This is a genomic window from Rhodovulum sp. P5 (assembly GCF_002079305.1).
Classification (GTDB): Bacteria; Pseudomonadota; Alphaproteobacteria; order Rhodobacterales; family Rhodobacteraceae; genus Rhodovulum.
In genome coordinates, this window is record NZ_CP015039.1 from 752604 (window position 1) to 774177 (window position 21574).

General features: G+C 66.2%; 21 protein-coding genes and 1 pseudogene. 15 read left to right on the forward strand and 7 right to left on the reverse strand.

Annotated elements, in window-relative coordinates:
- The first annotated feature begins 106 nt into the window (after positions 1–106).
- Genes RGUI_RS21825 through RGUI_RS03740 form a run of 3 tightly spaced genes read left to right on the forward strand, consistent with a single transcriptional unit; the run spans position 107 to position 1673 of the window.
- The gene (locus tag RGUI_RS21825; protein ID WP_216640096.1) at positions 107–343 is read left to right on the forward strand and encodes a hypothetical protein; all 237 of its coding nucleotides are present in this window, start codon (positions 107–109) and stop codon (positions 341–343) included.
- A 17-nt stretch (positions 344–360) separates the two neighbouring features.
- Positions 361–780 (forward strand): nuclear transport factor 2 family protein, encoded by a 420-nt coding sequence (locus RGUI_RS03735; RefSeq protein WP_081531820.1) that lies wholly within the window; start codon positions 361–363, stop codon positions 778–780.
- The gene (locus RGUI_RS03740; RefSeq protein WP_081531821.1) at positions 777–1673 is read left to right on the forward strand and encodes a polysaccharide deacetylase family protein; all 897 of its coding nucleotides are present in this window, start codon (positions 777–779) and stop codon (positions 1671–1673) included. The genes RGUI_RS03735 and RGUI_RS03740 overlap by 4 nt, the downstream gene beginning before the upstream one ends.
- 40 nt (positions 1674–1713) lie before the next feature.
- Here RGUI_RS03740 and RGUI_RS03745 read toward each other — a convergent pair whose 3' ends face one another.
- The 5 genes and pseudogenes from RGUI_RS03745 to RGUI_RS03765 all read right to left on the reverse strand — a co-directional run bounded on the left by RGUI_RS03745 (position 1714) and on the right by RGUI_RS03765 (position 6657).
- Entirely contained in the window at positions 1714–3228 is a 1515-nt protein-coding gene (locus RGUI_RS03745; RefSeq protein WP_081531822.1) for a tripartite tricarboxylate transporter permease, read from the reverse strand.
- A gap of 10 nt (positions 3229–3238) precedes the next feature.
- A complete protein-coding gene (locus RGUI_RS03750) occupies positions 3239–3700 on the reverse strand; it encodes a tripartite tricarboxylate transporter TctB family protein (protein ID WP_081531823.1) in 462 nt (153 codons plus the stop codon).
- Positions 3675–4613: a tripartite tricarboxylate transporter substrate binding protein gene (locus RGUI_RS03755; RefSeq protein WP_172841072.1), complete on the reverse strand. Its 939-nt coding sequence runs from the start codon at positions 4611–4613 to the stop codon at positions 3675–3677. Before RGUI_RS03755 ends, RGUI_RS03750 begins: the two co-directional genes overlap by 26 nt.
- Positions 4614–4641: 28 nt before the next feature.
- A pseudogene (locus tag RGUI_RS03760) lies at positions 4642–5747 on the reverse strand (NAD(P)/FAD-dependent oxidoreductase).
- Positions 5748–5799: 52 nt separating this feature from the next.
- Positions 5800–6657, reverse strand: coding sequence for an MBL fold metallo-hydrolase (locus RGUI_RS03765; protein ID WP_081531826.1), 858 nt, complete (start codon positions 6655–6657; stop codon positions 5800–5802).
- A 289-nt stretch (positions 6658–6946) separates the two neighbouring features.
- Here RGUI_RS03765 and RGUI_RS03770 point away from each other — a divergent pair, with 289 nt between their 5' ends.
- The 7 genes from RGUI_RS03770 (at position 6947) to RGUI_RS03800 (ending at position 14235) form a co-directional block, all read left to right on the forward strand.
- The gene (locus tag RGUI_RS03770) at positions 6947–8281 is read left to right on the forward strand and encodes an extracellular solute-binding protein (protein ID WP_081531827.1); all 1335 of its coding nucleotides are present in this window, start codon (positions 6947–6949) and stop codon (positions 8279–8281) included.
- A 64-nt stretch (positions 8282–8345) separates the two neighbouring features.
- A complete protein-coding gene (locus RGUI_RS03775) occupies positions 8346–9227 on the forward strand; it encodes a carbohydrate ABC transporter permease (RefSeq protein ID WP_081535955.1) in 882 nt (293 codons plus the stop codon).
- Between the two features lie 12 nt (positions 9228–9239).
- Positions 9240–10166, forward strand: a complete 927-nt coding sequence (locus RGUI_RS03780; protein WP_081531828.1) for an ABC transporter permease subunit — start codon at positions 9240–9242, stop codon at positions 10164–10166.
- Between the two features lie 9 nt (positions 10167–10175).
- A complete protein-coding gene (locus tag RGUI_RS03785) occupies positions 10176–11294 on the forward strand; it encodes an ABC transporter ATP-binding protein (protein WP_081531829.1) in 1119 nt (372 codons plus the stop codon).
- The gene (locus RGUI_RS03790) at positions 11291–12181 is read left to right on the forward strand and encodes an endonuclease/exonuclease/phosphatase family protein (protein WP_081531830.1); all 891 of its coding nucleotides are present in this window, start codon (positions 11291–11293) and stop codon (positions 12179–12181) included. The genes RGUI_RS03785 and RGUI_RS03790 overlap by 4 nt, the downstream gene beginning before the upstream one ends.
- A gap of 63 nt (positions 12182–12244) precedes the next feature.
- Positions 12245–13501: an MFS transporter gene (locus RGUI_RS03795; RefSeq protein ID WP_081531831.1), complete on the forward strand. Its 1257-nt coding sequence runs from the start codon at positions 12245–12247 to the stop codon at positions 13499–13501.
- Positions 13498–14235 (forward strand): DUF1868 domain-containing protein, encoded by a 738-nt coding sequence (locus RGUI_RS03800; RefSeq protein ID WP_172841073.1) that lies wholly within the window; start codon positions 13498–13500, stop codon positions 14233–14235. The genes RGUI_RS03795 and RGUI_RS03800 overlap by 4 nt, the downstream gene beginning before the upstream one ends.
- Here RGUI_RS03800 and RGUI_RS03805 read toward each other — a convergent pair.
- Together RGUI_RS03805 and RGUI_RS03810 are read right to left on the reverse strand one after the other, a co-directional pair.
- A complete protein-coding gene (locus RGUI_RS03805) occupies positions 14227–15060 on the reverse strand; it encodes a phosphodiesterase (protein ID WP_081531833.1) in 834 nt (277 codons plus the stop codon). The genes RGUI_RS03800 and RGUI_RS03805 overlap by 9 nt on opposite strands.
- Positions 15057–15872 (reverse strand): sugar phosphate isomerase/epimerase, encoded by an 816-nt coding sequence (locus RGUI_RS03810; RefSeq protein ID WP_081531834.1) that lies wholly within the window; start codon positions 15870–15872, stop codon positions 15057–15059. The genes RGUI_RS03805 and RGUI_RS03810 overlap by 4 nt, the downstream gene beginning before the upstream one ends.
- Positions 15873–16197: 325 nt before the next feature.
- Here RGUI_RS03810 and RGUI_RS03815 point away from each other — a divergent pair, with 325 nt between their 5' ends.
- From RGUI_RS03815 to RGUI_RS03835, 5 genes are read left to right on the forward strand one after another with little or no spacing between them, the layout of a single operon-like run.
- A complete protein-coding gene (locus RGUI_RS03815) occupies positions 16198–17769 on the forward strand; it encodes an ABC transporter substrate-binding protein (protein WP_081531835.1) in 1572 nt (523 codons plus the stop codon).
- Between the two features lie 50 nt (positions 17770–17819).
- Positions 17820–18806 (forward strand): ABC transporter ATP-binding protein, encoded by a 987-nt coding sequence (locus tag RGUI_RS03820; protein ID WP_081531836.1) that lies wholly within the window; start codon positions 17820–17822, stop codon positions 18804–18806.
- Positions 18803–19756, forward strand: coding sequence for an ABC transporter ATP-binding protein (locus tag RGUI_RS03825; RefSeq protein WP_081531837.1), 954 nt, complete (start codon positions 18803–18805; stop codon positions 19754–19756). Before RGUI_RS03820 ends, RGUI_RS03825 begins: the two co-directional genes overlap by 4 nt.
- On the forward strand, positions 19756–20688 hold the full coding sequence (locus RGUI_RS03830; protein ID WP_081531838.1) for an ABC transporter permease: 933 nt from the start codon (positions 19756–19758) through the stop codon (positions 20686–20688). Before RGUI_RS03825 ends, RGUI_RS03830 begins: the two co-directional genes overlap by 1 nt.
- On the forward strand, positions 20685–21572 hold the full coding sequence (locus RGUI_RS03835; RefSeq protein ID WP_081531839.1) for an ABC transporter permease: 888 nt from the start codon (positions 20685–20687) through the stop codon (positions 21570–21572). Before RGUI_RS03830 ends, RGUI_RS03835 begins: the two co-directional genes overlap by 4 nt.
- Positions 21573–21574: the final 2 nt, after the last annotated feature.

Consider the following 21574-nt stretch of genomic DNA (forward strand, 5'->3'; position numbering starts at 1 on the left):
ATTCAGCCACTTTCCAATCGCCAAACCCCGGGGAAAACCCGGACCAAGGACAGAAGAAAGACCCGGTTTGGAAAAGGGGCGGAAGGCAGGGCCGAGGGTTCAGAACGTGCATGGCCGCATCTTTTCTGCCATATTTGGCGCCATCCATCGCGATGACGGCCGCCCCGAACCGATGTCGGACCCACATTATGGCGTCGAAGACCGTCTTGCCCTACGACTGAAGCCAGACGGCCCGATCGGTGAGCGCGGGCAGGAAGACCGAAGCGATGCGCCGCTTGCAACCATCACAGCGGTGGTCGCATTTCCGACCCGGGCTTTCACCGAAATCCGCGGTCACGGTTGACAGAAAGGTCCGCCAGGATGCCAAACGACCCCATCAGCGACGCCAAGACAACGGTCGAACGCTACCTTGAATTGTCGATGGTCCCCGATCCGGAGGGCGCGGCCCGCCATGTCGCCCCGGATTTCCGCATGATCTTTACCGGGGGGCGGCGGTTTTCTTCGCCGGCGGACTCCGCCGCGTTCAACGCCAGGCGCTACAAGTGGGTGAAAAAGCGGTTCCTGCGCACCGATGCGGCCATCGACGATGAAACGGGCGAGGTGCGCGTCTACAATACCGGGTATCTTTACGGCGAATGGCCCGATGGCACGCCGTTCGAGACCAATCGCTATATCGACATCTTCGTGCTGAAAGACGGGCTGATCCGCGAAACCCAGGTCTGGAACGACAGTGCCGAGATCCTGCTGCACCGCGCCGGTCTGGCAGAGGCGCCCCTATGACCCTGCCGGGGCACGGGCGCTACGATTATGTGCCGATCACCCGGCGCCCCGATATCGTCTGGCCCGGCGGCAAAAGGCTTGCGGTCTATGTCGGGCTGAACCTCGAACATTTCGCATTCGGTGAGGGGCTTGGCGCCGAACTCGCCCCGGGCGGGCCGCCCCCCGATGTTCTGAACTATGCCTGGCGCGACTATGGAAACCGGGTCGGGGCCTGGCGCATGCTTGAGATGTTCGACGCGCTTTCGTTCCCGGTGACGGTGCTGGCCAACAGCGCGATGTATGGCTACGCGCCCGAGTTGATGGCCGCATTCCGGGCCCGGGGGGACGAGGTCGCGGGCCACGGGCGCACCAACTCCGAACGGCAAAGCACGATGTCCGAGGCCGAGGAGCGCGCCATGATCGCCGAGGCCACGGACACCATCCGCACCGCGGAAGGTATGGCACCCAAGGGGTGGCTTAGCCCGTGGATCGCCGAAAGCGCCGTTACCCCCGATCTGCTGGCCGAGGCGGGGTACCGCTATACGCTCAACTGGTGCATGGACGATCAGCCGGTCTGGATGACGACGCGGGCCGGGCCGCTTCTCAGCCTGCCATACCCGCAGGAAGTGAACGACATCCCCGCCATCGTCGCGCGAAAGGACAGCGCGTCAGACTTCGCCGACATGATCGTCGATACCTTCGACGAGATGCTGGAACAGTCCGCGCAGCAAAGCCTTGTTATGGGGATCGCGCTTCATCCCTACATCGTCGGGCAACCGTTCCGGCTGCGCCACCTGCGGCGCGCCCTGACCCGGATCGCAAGCGCAAGGGACGGCATCTGGCTTGCCCGTGCCGGGGATATCGCCGGCCATTGGATCGAGACGATGCCGGCGGATCGGGGCCAGTCGTCCTGACCTTTCGCCGGACGCGGACTGAACATCTAGGCCGATGGCGCTACCGCTCGGGCGCGCTGCCCCGGCCCAGACCGCGGCGCATGCGGATCGCCGCCAGAACGGCGCCGAGGATCAGCAGGATGGCAACCGGGTGGTCGAGAAGCGCGACGGGGTCGCCGTTCAGGATCGTCAGCGACTGCGACAGGGCGCGCTCGAACCGCTCGCCCAGGAAGAACGCGATGACGAAGACGATGACCGGAAAACCCGTTGCCGTCATGGCCAGGGACAGCCCGGCCGCCATCAGCATCATCCAGACGCCGAACATGCCGCCCGTGGACAGGTAGACACCGGTCACGCAGGCCAGAAAGGCCGATGGCAGGATCAGGCTTTCGGGCGCGCCCACCACGCGGGACCAGAGCCGCAGGCTCAGTTGGCCGATGACCAGATTGCACAGATTGGCCATCAGCATCGCGCCGAACAGCCCGTAGATCAGCCGCGCCTGGGTTTCGAACAACAGCGGCCCGGGCTGGATGCCGTGAATCATGAAGGCCGAGATCAGCAACGCGGCAGAAATCGACCCGGGGATGCCGATGCCCAGCAGCGGGATAAGGTTGGCGCCCATCACGGCGCTGTTCGCGGCCTCGGTCGCCGCGATCCCGCGCAGATTGCCCTGACCCCACGGCACGTCGCCCGGCGCGGTCTTGCGGGCGGCAGCATAGCTCATGAAAGCGGCCGCGGTGGAGCCCAACCCCGGCAGCGCGCCGAGCCCGGTACCGATGGCCGCCCCCCGCAGCAGTTCCCGCCAGCAGGAGAGATATTCGCGCAGGCTGACCTTCCGGTCCGCGGCGCCGCCGGTCTGGGGTGCCGCGGCGGGCTCTGGCGGGCGGCCGAGGCTCACGGCCTCGGCGATCCGGCGCAAGATCTCGGCGACCGCCAGCATGCCGACCGCGACGGCCACCAGCGACACACCGTCATACAGCTCGAAATGGCCGAAATCGAAGCGCGGACTGCCCTGTTCGGGGTCAAGCCCCACCGTCGCAAGCAGCAATCCCGCCGCGGTCGCGATCAGCCCCTTGACCAGCGAGTCGCCGACCAGCCCGGACATCACCGCGAAGGCGAAGACGAGGACCGCCAGAACCTCGACCGGGCCGGCCTTCAGGGCAAGCGCGGCCAGCGGTGCGGCGGCAAGGATCAGGACGATATCGCTGATCGTGTCACCCGTGACGCTGGAAAACAGAGCCATCTTCATCGCCTTGAGCGGCCGGCCGGCGCGGGCCAGCGGATGCCCGTCCAGCGCCGTGGCCGCGGCGTCGGGCGTGCCCGGCGTGTTCATCAGGATCGCCGGGATCGCCCCGCCGAACAGCCCGCCCTTGTTGATGCCGACCAGAAACGAAATCGCCACCAGCGGGTCGAGCGTGAAGGTGAAGGGTATCGCGATCGCCATCGCCATCACCGGACCGATGCCGGGGATCGCGCCCACCACCTGACCGATAACCACCCCAAGGGCGACGAAGAACAGGTCGGTCAGGGTGAACGCGTCGGTCAGGCCGGCAAGGACGATATCGATGGGAGGCAAGGCAGGGTCCTCAGGGCAGCGGACGGTGAAGGAGTACGGACACGGTCAGCCAGATCGCCGCCGGAACGGCAACCGAGACGCCGACGAGCCACGCCCAGCGCCGTTCCCCCAGCAACAGGGACAGGCCAAGTGCGACGCCCCAGGCCGATGCGACAAAACCGAACGTCCCGATCGCCCAGGCACCGGCTGCCGCCAGCACCAGAACGCCGCCCAGCCGCAGCGCCGGTCCCGCACTGGCGGTGACAGGTCGCGCGGTCGGAAACGCCACCAGCAGCGCCCCGCCTATCGCCAGCGCGGCGGCAAGGATCAATGGCAGGGTCCGGGGCCGCATCCAGCCATAGTCGGCGGTATCCACCTGATCGGGGATCACCACGCGCCACAGCAGCAGCGCGAAAACCACGACGACCGCCCCAATCAGGCGGTCGCTGGTCCGGCTTTCGCCGGGATTACTGCGCGAAGAGCGTGCCGACATTCTTCAGACCGTCCCCGAGCATGGCGCGGGTGGCGTCGGGCCCCTTGTCGGACGGCTCGGTATGCATGGTCGCGCCGATGGCCTGTTTCAGCGCGTCCGAGGCCAGGGCGTCCCGCATCGCGCCGGCAAGCGCCGCCAGCGCGTCCTCGGGCAATCCCTTCGGCGCGGCGACGTAGAACCACGGGTCGACGAAGATGTCATAGCCCTGTTCCTGCGCGGTGGCGACATCGGGGGCATAGCTGTGCCGCTGGGCATTGGCCGAGGCCAGCATCTTGACATCGCCCTGTTCCAGCGAGGGGATGTGGGCGCCCGCGTTGAACGCCGCGTCGACATGGCCGCCCAGCACGTTCTGCAATTCCTCGGCCGAGCTTTGCATCGGCACCAGCCGCATCTCGGACCCGGACTGCGCATTCACGAAACGGATCAGCAGGGCCTGCGGCTTGGCGTCGAAGCCGACCGTGGCGCCGCCATTCTGGTTGGACCACTCGACCAGTTCGGCCAGCGTGTCATAGGGTGCGTCGGCCCGGGCGATCAGCCCCACCTGCGCCAGCGCGACCGTGCCGATATAGTCGAAACTGTCGAGGTCGAAGGGCACCTCGTCCGGGCGCAAGGTGAGGTTCACCAGAACCGGCATCGTCACACCCATGCCCAGCGTCTGGCCGTCCGGTTCGGCCACGGCAAGCTGGGTGAACATCGCCATGCCACCGCCGCCGGGCTTGTTCTCGACCACGATATCCCAGCCCGAAGTCTGGGACATTTCCTGCGCCAGCAACCGGCCGAGCGTGTCGGTCTCGCCGCCCGCGCCGAAACCGACCCAGAGCGTGATCGGCCCGTCCGGGGCCCAGTCGGCCAGCGCCGGGGCGGCTGCGAGCATCAGCGCCGCAGTCCACGCGGCGAGTTTTCGGGTCAGCATGACGTCGTCTCCCTGTTGGTCATTGTGCTTATGCGCCCTGTCCGAACCGCGATGGCGCCAGCGCGTTGGGCGCGATCCGCGGGATCGGGGTGCAATCGGTGCGGCGCAGCAGCGCGTCTGCCGCGATCCGGGCAAGCGCGGGTGCGGTCTGGACGCCATAGCCCCCCTGCCCTGCCAGCCAGAAGGCGCCGCTCACGTCCGGATCCCAGCCGCAGACGGGATGGCCGTCGGGCGCAAAGGTTCGCAGCCCCGACCAAGTCGCGCGCGGCCGGGGGGACGGAATGTCGAACGCGGTTTCGATCCGGTCTAGGCAAATCGCGATATCCAGCTCCTCGGGGCGGGAGTCGGCCGGCGCGGCGGGGGTGGCGTCGCAGGGCGAGGCCATCAGGCGCCCCCCTCGGGCTTGAGATAGAACTGCTCATCCGCATCCACGATCATCGGAAGCGCGCGCAAATCGGTTCCGGGCGGCGCATCGAACGTCACGGCGCTGCGCCGTTTCGGCACCAGACCCAAGGGCCGCATGTCGAAGATGGCGGCGACCTGATCCGCCCAGGCACCCGCGGCATTCACGACGATGGCGGCCGCGACCTCGGCGCCCTTTTCGCTGGTGACACGCCAGACGCCGTCGGCCCGCCGGGCGCTTGCCACCCGAAAGCCCGTGCCGAGCGTACCGCCGGCGGCCCGAATCCCGCGCGCATAGTCGGCCACGATCTGGCCCACATCCATGTCGGCCGCGGACGGGTTTCGAAACGCGCAATCGGCATGGCCTTGCCGCAGCAGGGGCACCGCCGCGGCGACCGCATCGGCCTCCAGCCAATCGAGGGGGGTGTCGTGCCGCATATCTTCGTAAAGCGCGCGCAAACGGTCCCGCTGCGCCGCGGTCGCGACCCGTATCAGGCCGCGCGTGCTCAGCACCTCGCTTGCGAACTGCCCTTCGGACCAGGCGGACAGCGCCCGGATCATCCCGTCGCCGTAGTTATGGGCAAAGATCGCCGCGGAACGGCCCGTCGCGTGGTACCCGGGCTGGTCCTCGGTCTCAAGCACGGTGACGCGGGCATGCGGGGCAAGTTCGGCCGCGACCGACAGCCCGGCGATCCCGCCTCCGATCACTGCAATGTCGACCGTGTCTACCATCGCGCGGACCGTAGCCCGATTGCGCGCGGAAAAGAAAGGGCGGACCGCACCGTCAAAGGCAGAGCGTCAGACCGTCGCGCCCGATCGTCAGCGGCCCGTCCCATGTCGTGCGCGCGGCGGCCTGCCAGCGTTCTTCGCCAAAGCCCGGCAGCCCATCCGGCACGAAATGGTTCAGCACAAGGTGCCCGACCCCGGCCTCGGCAGCGACGCGGCCGGCGTCTTCGGCGGTGGTGTGGCTGCGGATGATGTGATGGCGCAGACGCTCCCCCCCGTTCGGCACGGCTGCGACGAGTGCATCCACCCCCTCCAGCAGCATCGCTTCGTGGACGAGGATATCGGCCCCTTGGGCAAACGGAATCATCGCGGGCAGGAACGCGGTGTCGCCCGACAGCACAACGCACTTGCCCCCGGCCTGAAACTTCAACGCATAGCTCTCTTTGATCGGCGGGTGGTCGTTCAAGAGCGCGGTCACGGCAAGCCCGTCCCAAGGACCCTCCAGCTCCCCCTCCGCCAGCGGTCGAAGCGCGATCAGGCCCGCGAGGTCGGGCCGGCCCTCATCCTCGATCCGCAATTCGATATCGAAGGCCATCGAGTCGAGGAACGCGCGCCAATAGGCCCCAAGGCCCGCGGGCCCGTAGACCGGGACCGGACGGTTGAGCCCCGCCGTCCACGCGGTGTGCAGGAGCGGACCAAGTTCCAGGTAATGGTCCGAATGCAGATGGGTGATCAGGATCATGTCGATCTCGGTCAGCTTGACACCCTGATCGCAGACCGCGCGGGTTGCGCCCAGCCCCGCATCCACAAGGATTGTCCGCCCCCCAAGGCGAAGCAGGATCGATGTCGGCATGTTGGAGCCCGGCCGGATCGCCGGACCGCCCTTCACGCCCAGAAGCGTCAGGCTGTCGGTCATGTGGTTCGGCCCTCCTGTGCCGCGCCTCTGGGTATCGCGCAGAACCGGCAGACTGTCGAGGGAACCGGCCGCGCCCGACCCGCTTTTCAGATGGCACGCCGCGGGTCAAGAAGACGGCCCTTTGCGGGATCGCAGGCGGTGACGGGCGTGTCACCCCGTCATGGGCGCCCGTGTCCCGCGACATATCCGCGATTCATTTTCTTCAGGATTCCGTAACACCGCTGAGCGCGGGCCGTTACGTCACCGGCTTAAGGAGCCCTAGCCGTCGCGCCAAACAGGAGGGATCAGAATGACCCGTGCGTCCATCGCCATCACTGCCATCTCGGCGACCCTGGGCCTTGCCACCGCCGCCCAGGCCGACAAGATCAAGTTCGAATACTGGTACGGTCTCAGCGGGTATCTGGGCACCGTCGTGCAGGAAACCTGCGACCGGTTCAACGCCAGCCAGGACACCTATGAAATCGTCTGCGTCGGCCAGGATGGCTATGCGCAGGCCGTGCAGAACACCATCGCCGCCTTCCGCGCGGGCAAGCACCCGACCATCGTGCAGTCTTACGATGCCGGCACCGCCGACCTGATGCTGTCGGGCGAGTTCTACCCGGTGCAGCAGATGATGGCCGATTTCGGGATCGACATCGACTGGTCGAACTACTTCCCCGGCATCTCGAACTACTACGCCTCGTCCGAGGGCGAACTCTACTCGATGCCGTTCAATTCCTCCACCGCGGTGATGTATTACAACATCGACGACCTGAACGCCGCCGGCATCGACCACCCGCCCGCCACCTGGGAAGAGTTCGAGGCCGACCTGCGCGCCCTGAAGGCCGCAAACCCCGACAAATGCGCCTATGCCTATGCCCCGTCGACCTGGGTCGATCTGGAGCAGTTCTCGATGGCCCACAACATCCCCGTGGCCACCAGGAACAACGGCTATGACGGGCTGGACGCGGAATATGTCTACAACACCACGCTGCATGCCAAGCACATGCAGAACCTGCTGGATTGGTACAAAGAGGGCCTGTCGGAAATTCGGACCACGCAGGGCGGCCTGAACGCGCGCGACAGCTTTGCCAAGGGGCAGTGCAGCTTCTATTTCGGCTCCATCGCCGGGCACCAGACGATCCACAACACCGCCGACGACGCGATGAACTGGACCGTCGCCATGCTGCCGCTTTACGAAGGGCATGAGCGCACCAACACCGTGGTGGGCGGTGCCTCGCTCTGGGTTCTGTCGCGCAAGTCCGAGGATGAGTATCGCGGTGCAGCCGAATACCTGAAATTCCTTGCCACGCCGGAGTCGGAAGAATTCTGGTCGACCAAGACCGGCTATATCCCGGTGACCAAGGCCGGCTATGACGCGCTGGTGGCCAAGGGCTTCTACGACAACGCCCCCTACAAGGGCCGTGAGGTCGCGATCCAGTCGCTGACCTTCACCGAACCGACCGAACTGACCCGAGGTCTGCGCCTTGGCGGTTTCATCCAGGCCCGCAAGGAATGGACGAACGAGGTGCAAGCCGCCTTTGCCGGCCAGAAGACCATGCAAGAGGCGCTGGATACTGCCGTTCGCCGCTCCAACAAGGTGCTGCGCAACTTCGAACGCACCTATCAGGGCAAGGATTACTGATCCTGACCTGATGCGGGCCGGTCCCTGCGGGGCCGGCCCTTGTCTTTCCGAAAGCACCGATCCGATGCGACGCGCCTATTTCAAGAACAACTGGATTGCGGCCCTGATGGTGGCGCCGCAGCTTCTGATCATCTTCGTCTTCTTCTACTGGCCGACCACGCAGGCGCTGTTCTGGGCGTTCACCTTCGAACAGCCCTGGGGCGGCGGCAACGAATGGGCGGGCTTCTACCATTTCAACAACATCTTCTCCGATGAGCTGTATTGGCAGTCGATCCGCGTGTCGGTCGTCTATGCGCTGGGGACAACGGCGCTGGCCATCGGGATGGCGCTGATCCTGGCCCTGTTCGTGGACCGGCAGTTGAAAGGGCACAAGCAGATGCGCGTGGGCATGATCTGGCCCTATGCGATCGCGGCGCCCGCGGTCGGTCTGGCCTTCCGCTATATCTTCAACCCCTCGGCCGGGGTGATGTCCTACCTGAACGCGGCCTTTCCCGGTTTCTGGGATCCGATCCTGACCGGCAGCCATGCCATGACGATGATCGTCATCGCGGGCGCGTGGAAGCAGGTCGCCTACAACTTCATCTTCTTCCTTGCCGGGCTGCAATCCATCCCCCGCGCGTTGACCGAGGCCGCGGCGATGGACGGCGCGGGCGTCACCCGGCGGATGCGCGACATCCAGTTGCCGTTGCTGGCGCCGACCTTCTTTTTCGTGCTGGTCATCAACATCACCGACAGCTTCACCGACAGTTTCGGCATCGTCGACACGATGACCGCGGGCGGCCCGGCGCGGGCCACGAACCTGATGGTCTACAAGATCTTTTCCGACGGGTTCGAGGGGCAGGACTATTCCGGCGCGGCCGCGCAATCGATCATCCTGATGCTGATGGTGATGGCGCTGACCTTCGTGCAGTTCCGCTACGTGGAACGCCGGATTCATTATCGCTGAGGGGCGCGGGCCATGATCGAACGCACACCGGCACTAAACATCGCGACCCATGCGATCCTGTTTCTCGGGCTCGCGCTGCTGCTGTTCCCGATGTATCTGGTCTTTGTCGCGGCCAGCCAGACGTTGCAGGATGTCAACTCCATCCCCGCGAAACTGTGGTTCGGCGACCAGTTCTGGGTGAACCTGCAAGAGGCCTGGATCAGCCGCGATTTCCGGACCAAGTTCGTCAACTCGCTGATCGTGGCCACCGGGGTCGTGGTCGGCAAGATCGTGATCGCTGCGATGACGGCCTTTGGCATCGTGTTCTTCAACCACCGTCTGCGGATGCCGATCTTCTGGGCGGTGTTCATCACGCTCATGCTACCGCTGGAGGTGCGGATCGTACCGACCTATGCGGTTGCGGCCAACGCGCTGACGCCCTTTCAGACCATCCTTGATGCAAGCGGCCTGTCCTGGCTGCTGGAAAAGGCATCGGGGATCGAGGTCGCGCTGGAATGGAACCTGCTGAATTCCTACACCGGGCTGATCCTGCCGCTGGTGGCCACGGCCACGGGGACGTTCCTCTATCGCCAGTTCTTTCTGACCATCCCCGATGAACTGGTGGAGGCTGCCAAGATGGACGGCGCGGGGCCGCTGCGGTTCCTGCGCGATATCCTGATCCCGCTGTCGGTGACGAATATGGCCGCACTTGCCACGATCATGTTCGTCGTCGGCTGGAACCAGTATCTCTGGCCGCTCCTGATCACGACCGACCCGAATTACGGCGTCGTCGCGGTGGAACTCGGCCGCCTTGTGCCGGACGAGAACACCACCGGCGGCGACATCCCCCAATGGCATGTGGCGATGGCCGGCACGCTGATCGTGATGATCCCGCCGATCCTTGTCGTGATCCTGATGCAGCGCTGGTTCGTCCGCGGCCTGATCAGCACAGAGAAATAGGAAATACCGATGGCCGACATCTCGATCCGAAACGTCCGCAAGAGCTATGGCAAGGAAGAGGTCATCTTCGGGGTCGACCTCGACATCGCCGATGGCGAATTCGTCGTCATCCTGGGCCCCTCGGGCTGCGGCAAGTCCACGCTTCTGCGTATGATCGCGGGGCTGGAGGAAGTCACCTCGGGTGAGATCGCCATCGCCGGGCAGGTCGTCAACGATCTGGAACCGCGTCAGCGGGGCTGCGCGATGGTGTTTCAGAACTACGCGCTTTACCCGCACATGACGGTGGCGGGCAATATCGGCTATGCGCTGAAGGTCGCGGGCCTGCGGACGAAGGAACGCCGCGCCAGGGTAGAGGCCACCGCCGCCAGCGTCGGGCTGACGGAATTCTTGGACCGCAAGCCGGGGGAACTCTCGGGCGGTCAGCGCCAGCGCGTCGCGATGGCCCGCGCGATCATCCGCGAACCGCGGGTGTTCCTGTTCGACGAACCGCTCTCCAACCTCGATGCCAAGCTGCGCGTCCAGATGCGGCACGAAATCCGGTCGATCCACAACCGGATCGGCGCGACCTCGGTCTTCGTTACCCATGACCAGCATGAGGGCATGACGCTGGCCGACCGGCTGGTGATCATGAACAAGGGCACCGTCGATCAGGTCGGCACCCCGGAAGAGGTCTACGACACGCCCGCAACCACCTATGTCGCGGGCTTCATCGGCTCACCCGCCATGACCATCCTGCCCGGTCAGATCGCGAAAGACGCGCCTGCCGTCGTGCTGGGCAATGGCACGCGGATCTCCATCGGGCCCGAGGCCGCGCGGGGCCGCGCCGGGCAGCTTGTCCAGCTTGGCTTGCGCCCCGAAACCCTGCGCCTGACCGCACCGCGGGCGGGCAGTTTCGATGCCGCGTTCGAATTCTACGAAGAACTGGGCGCGGGCCGCGTCTATCACCTGCGGTTTGAGGAAATGCCGGTCAGCGTGGTCGCCCAGGACAAGCGCCGCCTGCGCGAAGGCGAACCGGTGGGCATCGCGATCAACCCCGCGGCCCTGCATCTTTTCGACGGCGAAACCGGCCAGCGTATTCGTGGCGCCCGCATCGGATCGCGCACACCCGAAATGGCGGTGATGAAATGACCCTGCGTCTGGCGAGCTACAATATTCAGTACGGCACCGGCAAGGACGGCCGCGTGGACCTTGACCGCATCGTCGCGGATCTGGACGAGGGACAAGGCCCCGCCGACCTGATCGCCTTGCAGGAGGTCGAACGCCACAACCTTGCCCGGAATTCCGGTGACCAGGTGGCCGAGATCGCGGCGCGCCTGCCCCATATGCACTGGGTCTACGGCCCGGGCATCGACGTGGATGCGTCCGAGATCGTAGATGGCAAGCCGCTCCACCGCCGCCAGCAATTCGGCAACATGGTGCTGTCGCGCTGGCCGATCCTGTCCTCGATCAACCACACGCTGCCGAAGATCGCGCTGCTGAACCAGTTCCACCTGCAACGGACGCTGGTCGAAACCGTGATCGACACGCCGACCCATGGCCCGTTGCGCTTCTGCTCGGTTCATCTCGATCATATCTCGACCGATACGCGCCGCGGCCAGATCGCGTATATGCGCGACCTGATGCTGCGTGGCCATGAACGCGGCGCAAGCTGGGGCGGCACCCTGAAATCGGCCGAATGGATGCGCCATCCCGAACCGCCGCAACCGATGCGCGCCATCGTCATGGGTGACATGAACTTCGCGCCGGACAACCCTGATTACACCGCACTTCTGGGCGATGTGTCGGCCATGCACGGCCGCACGATCCGGGCCCACGGGCTGGCCGATGCCTGGGTTCTGGCCGGCCATGACGAGACCGCCGGCGACACCCTGCCGCGGGAGGGCCGCGCGCCACGCCGGATCGACCATTGCTTCGTGACGGCGAACCTTGCGCCCTGTATCACGGCCATGCGGATCGGAGAGACGGCGCAAGGATCGGACCATCAGCCGATCTTCGTCGATCTCGCCCCGCTTTGACGGCTTTCCCGGTGCGGGCGGGCACCGGGACCGTGTTCCCGACCCGCCCGAGCAATAACGCCCATGCGCGCCCCGATCCTCACCTCTGCCCGCGCCCGTGCGGGCGACCTGTCGCAGGTTTTCGCGATCCGCCCGTTCGCCACCTATCAGGCGGGCAATATCGTCATGACCACCGGCTTCTGGATGCAGCGCATCGCGATCGGCTGGCTGACCTGGGAAATCACCGGGTCAGAGGCGTGGCTGGGCCTGATCGCCTTTGCCGAACTGTTCCCCTCGATCCTGACCGCGCTTTGGGGCGGGGCGCTGGCCGACCGTCACCCGGCCACGCGGGTGATGTTCTGGGGGCAGGTCCTGATCGCGGGGCTGTCCGCCGCGCTGACCGTGGGCGCGGCCACCGGATGGCTTGACCGGTGGAGCCTTCTGGCGGCGATGACGCTGCTTGGGGCGATTTCCGGCACGATCCTGCCCGCCCGGCTGGCGATGGCCTCGTGGCTGGTACCGCGGGCGTTGCTGCCCACGGCACTGGCCGTCAATTCCACCGGGTTCAACCTGTCGCGTTTCGTGGGCCCTGCGCTCGCCGCCGGTCTGCTGGTCGTCGCGCATGAGGCGGTGGTTTTCGGCCTGTCCGCGCTCGGATTTGCCGCGCTGGCGGTGCAGCTTTACCGGATCCGCCATGTCCCGCGGCAGGGGCCGGTCCACCAGCCGGGCCCGCCCGTCTCGACCGCCGCGGTCTATCGCGCGGTCATGGCCACGCCCGCCGTTCTTGGGGTGATCCTGCTGCAATTCGCCCAGGGCGCGCTGATCCGCCCCACGTCAGAGCTTTTCCCCGCGTTCTCGGAACTCGCCTTCGGCATGGGGGAGGCCGGGCTGGGCGCGCTGAACGCCGCACTGGGGCTGGGCGCCATCATCGGGGCGCTGGCGCTGTCGAAAGCGCGGGAGCCGCAGGCGGCCCTGCGCCAGATCCTCATCATGTCGGCGCTGTTCGCGCTCAGCCTGCCGGTCTTCGTGCTGACCGGCCCGTTCGCGCTGGCGCTGCTGGTGCTGGTGGTGCACGGGCTTGCGATGTCGTCCTCCAACATCGCCGCGCTGGCCTTCGTGCAGATCCAGACGCCGCCGGAACGGCTGGGCCGGGTGCTGAGCCTTTACACCATCGTGTTCCGCGTGGGCCCGGCGCTCGGCGCCTTCCTGTTCGGGCTGGCGGCGGAACATACTTCGCTGCGCGCCACCGGCCTGATCTTCGGGGCCGCGGGGCTGGCCGCGACCGCCGCGCTGGCGATCATGATCCTGCGGCCCAAAACCCAATGGAGGCTTCGCCGATGACCAATGCGCCCGACATGGCCCTGGGCCGCGACGCTGCCCTGACCTACCTGACCGGCGGCATGGCCGAGGGGGCCGTCCGCCCGCGCCATCTGGGTGAGAAGTTCACCCCCGACGGCGCGCCCCTGCCCTTTCCCGGCAACACGACGCTCTGCCACCTCGACCCGCAGAGCGCCGCCCATGCCGCCGTTACGCATGCACAGGCGCAACTGCGGTCCGGGCCGCTGGCGGACAGCTTTGCCTTCCTGCCACCAGCCAGCTTTCACATGACGGTTTTCGAGGGCGTGAATGACGCCCACCGGGTGCCGGAACGCTGGCCCGCGGACCTGTCACTCGGCACCCCGCTTGGGGATGTGACGCAGCACTTTGAAACCGCCCTTGCCGCCTGCGACCTGCCGCAGCGCTTCACGATCAGCCCGTTGGAGCTTTTCGCGGGCTTCGCCATCAGCGTGACCGGTGCGACCGCGCCGGACCTGCGGACCATGCGCGCGGCCCGCGACCGGATGAGCGCCGCGCTGCATCTGCGCCGCCCGGATCACGACCGGTACCGCTTTCACATTACACTCGCCTATCCCCTGCGCTGGTTCAATGCCGACGAGGCCAGCGCCATCGTGGATCTATGCGAGGAGATCTTCGCGGGCCTCGCCCCCGCGATGGGCACCGTCCCCCTTGGCCCCATCGCGTTCTGCCAGTTCGAAACCATGCACCGGTTCGACCCGCTCCGGCTGCTAACCTGACACCGGCGCAAGCTTTTCGGCAGCCTTCGGCGCCACGACCGAGATCACGCCGTGCCCGTCGATGTAGTTGTCGAAATGAACCAGCGTCTGGTCGGCATCGGACAGCACAACGGCCATCTGCGCGGGCCCGTCCAGACGATGCACCGCCACGCCCGGCGCCAGCGGAATGGTGACATTGTAGTGGCTGCCTGCCAGCGTCGTGAACGGCACCCCGTGCCAAAGCGCGGTGGAGGTATAGTGCACATGGCCCGCGATGACCTGCCGGATATCCGGGTGGGTCTTCAGCACGTCGACAAGGGCCTTGGCGTTTTCAAGGATGATCCGATCCACCGCGGTCGACAGCGGGTTGGCATGGTGATGCAGGATCACGATCACCGGCCGGTCCGCGGCCTCTGCCAGACGGTCGCGCAGCCAGTTCAGTTGGATCGGCTCCAGCCGCCCTGCACCGTCCTTGCCACCCTCGCTGTCCAGCACGATCAGCCGTTGACCCCTGATGTCCCGAACCGCATCGACGAACCCGGTCGCTGCCGCCGCGTCCTGGCCGAACACCTCCAGAAAAGCCGCGCGGTCGTCATGGTTGCCGATGGTCACGACAGAGGGCACGGTCAGATCGGCCAGCAGATCGCGCAAGCGCTCATAGGCCGCCCGCTCCCCCAGGTCGGCCAGATCGCCGGCCAGAACCACGCAATCGGCATCACCGTGGCGGGCGTTGATCGCGGCGATCCCGGCGCGCAAACGGTCGGCGGTGTCGAGCCCGTGGGAAAGCTGCCCCTCGGGCACCAGATGCAGATCGCTGAGGACGATCAGCTTCAGCCGGTCGCTCATTGGCCCAGACCTTCCGCCGCCAGATAGGCCATGGCCGCGGGGATGCGAGCCTTGTCGCGCAACTCCAGTACCAGCCGCGGATTGCTGGACAGCGTGCCCAGCGCGCGGAACACCGATGTCCACAGGATGGTGCCCTCGCCCGGTGCCCAGTGCCGGTCGGCATGGCCGTCCGCATCCTGCAAATGGACATGGTGCAGGCGGTCGCCGGCGGAGGTCACGTAGTAATCCACCGGCGGGGCACCGTTGGTGACGTGGGAATAATGCGCATGCCCCGTGTCGATCGACAGCGCGATCGCGTCAGAGCCGAAGCTTTCGACCAGCGTCTTGCGGTGCTCTGGATCGATATCCTCGATATTCTCCACCACCAGAACCACGCCCTGATCGGCGGCGCGGGCCACGGCGGCGCCCAGCGTCTGGTGGGTACGCTCCACCATGTCGTCAAACGCATCTGGCTTGTCGCCGAAATTCTGGTTGTCCCATGCCCGGATCGGGGAGTGGACGACCATCTGCGTCGCGCCCACCGCCGCGCAGATATCCAGCCCCTGATCCATCCGCCTGGCGACGACCGCGCGAATCTCGGGGTCGGGGCTGGAGACGACGAAGCCCCAGAACGGCCCGTGGATGCCCCGCCGCCCGGCATGGCCGTCCAGAAGGCGCACGGCCTCTTCGGCCAGGGGCTGCCAGTCGCCCGACAAAACCTCCGGCTTGTGGAAGGTCTGCAATTCCAGATCGCGGTCCTTCTCCTTCAGCCAGTTCAGATAGGGGGGCAGGTCCGGCACGCCGAGGCAGGCACCGATCACGGGCAGGGTCATCGCAGGGCTCCTTCAGACATCAGGCGTTCCGGTTAGCGGCGGGCCGCAACAGCGCTGCGACGTCTGCGTGACATTCCGGCAAAGACGACATGCGCGGCCACGTCGGGCGAACATGGGCCAATCCGACAACCAGCGGCAGATCCGAAACGCCGCCCCCCATGGCGACGGCCTGCAAGTGCCTGAAAAGCCCGGAACCGTCCCCGCGGCTGTCACCAAGCAGTCAAGAAACGTCAATGAAAGCGTCATGCCGCCGCCATACCCGCGTTGCCATCAGCGCGCAGGACAGGTGGACAGGAAGACCCTGTCATGACCCGGAGAGTGACCGATGCTGAAACGCATTCTTGCCGCTCTTGCCCTGCTCGCCCTGGCCCTGTCGGCCACGGCCCCCGCGCAGGCGCAGGACCGCCGCCCCGACCTTGTCGTCGCCGTGAACAACCTGCCCGACAGCCTCGAAGGGATCGAGGAAATGGGCAATGTCGCCGTCCGCATCACCTATTCGATGTTCGACAGCCTGATCCGCCGGGATTTCCTGGCCGATGGATCGGGCACGGCGTCCAAGCTGGTACCCAGCCTTGCCGAAAGTTGGACCCGCATCGACGACCGCACGCTGGAGCTGAAACTGCGCGAAGGCGTGAAGTTCCACGACGGGTCGGAACTGACCTCTGACGACGTGGTGTTTTCGTTCAACGCGGGGCGCGGCCACGGCTATGACCCTCTGATCGGTGCCGCCCGCCGCTTCATGCTGACGATCAGCCATATCGAACCGGTGGACAAATACACCGTCCGCGTGGTGTCGAAAGAACCCGATGTTCTGCTGGAACAGCGTCTTGCCGGCTATGCCTTCTGGGTGGTCGAGAACAAGAACTACATGACCGTCGGCAAGGACGCGTTCGCGCGCAACCCGGTCGGCACCGGCCCCTACAAGATGGATAAATGGGTGGACGGCGAATTCATCCGCCTTGTTTCCCATGACAACTATTTCGGCGGCAGGCCCACCGCGAAATCGGTGACCTTCGTCGAGGTGCCGGAAGTGTCGGCCCGGATCGCGGGTCTTGTCTCGGGCGAATACGACATCGCCGTGAACATCCCGCCCGACCAGATCCCGGTGATCGAGGGGTATGACGACCTGAAGGTCGAGCAGATCGTTCTGGACAACACCCATATGCTGGTCTTCTTCAATGTCGGTCCGACCGCTAAGAAAGAGGTTCGCCAGGCCCTGTCGCTGGCCATCGACCGCGACCTGCTGCGCAAGGCGCTGTGGGCCGACAAGAACTATACCCCGAACGGGCACCAGCTTCCGTCCTACGTGATGTGGATCGAAGATTTCCCCGGTTTCGAATACAACCCCGACAAGGCGCGCGCGCTGCTGAAAGAGGCGGGCTATAACGGCGAGGAGATCGTCTACAAGCTGCCGCTGAACTATTACCTGCTGAGCCTTGAGGCCGCGCAGGCGATGCAGCAGATGTGGAAAGAGGTCGGCCTGAACGTCAAGCTGCAACCGGTCGAGAACTGGAGCCAGGTGAACGACCCCAACCAGACCGTGCATATCCGGCCCTGGTCCAACACCCACCGCATGCCCGACCCGCTGGGCAGCTTCGTGCCGCAATGGGGCGTCGACAGCTGGGTGCAGAAGAACAAGGAAGATGCCGCGCGGTCCTGGAAGGCCCCGGCAGAGTTCAACAAGCTGCACGAGGTGATCGTGGCCTCGACCGACTGGGACGAGCGTCAGCAGGCCTATCGCGACGCGCTGACCATCTTCATGGACGAGGCGCCGGGCACGATGCTGTACAACCCGCTGGAAACCTACGCGATGCGCAAGGACATCGAGTGGAAGCCCTACGGCCTCTACTACATGGACCTGCGCCCCTACAACCTGCAGATCGGCGGCAGCAACTGATCCGCCCAACGCGCCGGCCCACACGGCCGGCGCCCCTGCCCGAGGCCCCCATGCTTTTGTCCGTCGACACCATTTCCGTTCGGATCGACCGGCCCGGCCTTCAGCCGGTGTTTCCCGTGCGCGGCGTATCGCTGGCGGTGGAGGCGGGGCGCACGCTCGCACTCGTCGGTGAATCCGGCTGCGGAAAATCGATGACCTGTCTGGCCATCGCGGGACTGCTTCCCAAACGCGGCCATGTGGCCGAAGGCGCGATCCGGCTGGATGGCCGCAACCTGTGCGAGATGTCGGTGCCAGAGGCCCGCGCCCTGCGCCGCCGCGCCATGGCCAGCGTATTTCAGGATGCCACCGGCGGTCTCAACCCGGTGCGCACCATCGGCTGGCAGGTGGCCGAGGCCGTGCGCCTGCGCAAGGGTGCCACCCGGGCCGACGCGCGGAAAGAGGCGATCCGCCTGCTGGGCCGCGTGGGTCTGCCCGATCCCGAACGCCGCGCCCGCGAATACCCCCACCAGTTTTCCGGCGGCATGAACCAGCGCGCGATGATCGCGCTTGCCATCGCGGGCAGCCCGCGAGTTCTGATCGCCGATGAGGCAACGACAGCACTGGACGTGACGCTTCAGGCCCAGATCCTCGACCTGATCGCCGATCTGCGCGATAGCCTCGGGATGGGCGTCTTGTTCGTGACCCATGATCTGGGCCTTGTCGCCCAACGCGCCGACCATGTCGCGGTGATGTATGCTGGCCGGCTGGTGGAGGCCGCCGATGTAACCACGCTGTTCGCCCGACCACGCCATCCCTATACCGCGGGGCTCTTGGCGGCCCTGCCCGATGCGCAGGGCGCGCGCTCGCGGCTCGCCTCGATCGAGGGGACGGTACCGCCGATCGACACCCTGCCGCCCGGCTGCGCCTTTGCCCCCCGTTGCCCCCGCGCGTCGGCTTTCTGCACGCAATACGACCCCGACCCGGTTGCCGGGCTCGCCTGTCACCACCCCGCTCTGCAGGGCAGTCCCCAGCCCCATCGTGAAACGGTGCCATCATGACCGCGCAACTACAGGCGCATGGGCTGACCAAGTCCTATGCCATCGGGCGGCCGGGGCTGTTTCGCCCGGCCCGCCGCTTTCAGGCGGTGAACGGGGTCGACGTGACGCTTGCCCGGGGCGAAACCCTTGGCATCGTCGGCGAAAGCGGCTGCGGCAAGTCCACGCTGGCGCGCCTGCTGGTCGGGCTCAGCCCCGCCGATACCGGATCGGTGCAGATCGGCGATACCGACGTGCTGCACATGGACGATGCCCACTGGCGCGCGATGCGCCGGCGGATCCAGATCGTCTATCAGGATGCCGCGGGTGCGCTGGACCCCCGGATGACCGTCCGCGCGCAGGTGGAGGAGCCCTTGCGCATTCATAAGCTGCCGCTGAAGGCCGCCGACGAAGCGCTGGCTGCGGTGGGCCTTGTTCCGGCGATGGGCGCGCGCTATCCGCACGAACTGTCCGGCGGGCAGTTGCAGCGCGTGGTGATCGCGCGGGCCCTGACCCTTGACCCCGAGATCCTGGTGCTGGACGAACCGGTCTCGGCGCTCGACGTCTCGATCCAGGCGCAGATCGTGAACCTGTTGCAGGATCTTCAGCGCGACCGGCGCCTGTCCTATCTCTTCGTCAGCCACGATCTGGGCATCGTGCGCCATATCTCGGACCGGATCGCGGTGATGTATCTGGGCCGGATCGTGGAAGAGGCGGAGAAGACCGCCTTTTATGCCCATGCCCTGCACCCCTATTCCCGCGCGCTGCTGGCCGCGGTGCCGGTGGCCGACCCCACCCGCCGCGATGCCGCGCCCCGGATCGGCGACCCGCCCAACCCGGCCAATCCGCCGTCGGGCTGCGGCTTTCATCCGCGCTGCCCCTTTGCCGTGCCACGCTGCGCGGCCGAGGTGCCGCCCCTGCGCGATATCGGCGGACGCCGCGCCGCCTGTCACCGGATCGAGGAGATCGCCTGATGCGCTGGGCCGCGATCAAGTCCTTGCGCGCACTTGTCACGATGTGGCTGGTCGTGACGTTCGTCTTCTTCGTGCTGCGGATTTCGGGCGACCCGACGACGGTCTTGCTGCCCGATGACGTGGACGAGACGACACGCGCCTTCTATCGCGCGAAATGGGGGCTCGATGCACCGCTCTGGTCGCAATATGTCGACTATTTCCGCGCGCTTTTGCAGGGCGATTTCGGGATCTCCTTCCGCAACAATCAGGACGCGTTCCAACTGGTCTGGGACCGGGTGCCGAAAACGGCATTGCTGGGGGGCACGGCACTGACGCTTGCGCTGGTGATCGGCACGCCGCTGGGCGTTCTGGCCGCCCTTTACCGCGACAGCTGGCTGGACCGCGCGATCATGAGCGTCGCGGTCTTCGGCTTCTCCATGCCGAACTTCTTTCTGGGGATCCTGCTGATCCTGATCTTCTCGCTGCACCTGAGGCTCTTGCCATCTTCCGGGTCGGGCACGGTCTGGCATCTGGTGATGCCCGCCCTGACGCTGGGCACCGGCTTTGCCGCGCAGATCGCGCGCTATACCCGGTCCTCGATGATCGACGTGTTGTCGAAGCCCTATATGCGCACCGCAAGGTCCAAGGGCGCTGGCCCTGCCCGGCGGGTGACATGGCACGCCGTTCCCAATGCCGCGGTGCCGGTGGTCACGATCCTCGGCTTCAAGGTGGGTGAATTGCTGGGCTGGGCCGTGGTCACCGAAACGGTGTTCGCCTGGCCGGGGATCGGGCGGCTTTTGACCAATGCGGTGGCCGCGCGCGATCTGGCCGTGGTGCAATGCATCATGATCCTGCTGGCCTTCACCATGGTGTCGGCCAACATGCTGGTCGATCTGGTCTATGGCTGGCTGGACCCGCGGGTCCGCGTGGGCGCGGGGACACGGCAGAGATGAGCACGATCGACACCTCTGCCGTCACCGGGCGCCGCTGGGCGGTGCTGCGCTTTCTCTCGAGCCTGCCGGTCGCGGTGATGCTGGCCGCGGGCGTGATCGCGGCGATGCTGTTCATCATGGTCTTTGCCAAGCTGTTGCAGCCCTATGCCTTCGACCATGTCGACCTGTTGAACCGCATGACTCCGCCGGTACCGATGGCCGGCGCGACATGGGCGCATCCGCTGGGCACCGACACGCTGGGGCGCGATCTGCTGTCGCGGCTTCTGGTCGCCGCGCAGACCTCGATGCTGTTGTCGCTGCTTGGCACCTGCCTTGGTGCGGTTCTGGGGATCACGCTGGGGTTTTTCGCGGCCCACAAGGGCGGGTTCTGGGACGAGGTCATCATGGCGCTGGTGGATTTCCAGGCCGCCATGCCGTGGTTCATCGTGGCCCTCGCCATCCTCGCCTTCATGGGCAACTCCATGGTCGTTTTCGTCATGATCATGGCCCTTTACGGGTGGGAGACCTATGCCCGGATCACCCGTGGGCTGGTCCTGTCGGCGCGCGAACAGGGCTATGCGCTGGCGGTTCGGGGTCTCGGCGCGCGGCCGCGCTGGATCTACACCCGGCATATCCTGCCCAACATCGCGGGGCCGCTGATCGTGCAACTGACGATCAACTTCCCCAACACGATCCTCTTTGAGACCTCTCTCAGCTTTCTCGGGCTTGGCATCCGCCCGCCGCTGACCTCTCTCGGCCAGATGCTGGGCGATGGGCGCGATTACCTGATCAGCGCGTGGTGGTTGGCCGTCATCCCGGGTCTGACGATCTTCCTGACCACCCTTTCCATGTCGATCCTTGGCGACTGGCTGCGCGCCCGGCTCGACCCCTCGCTGGAGCAATGACC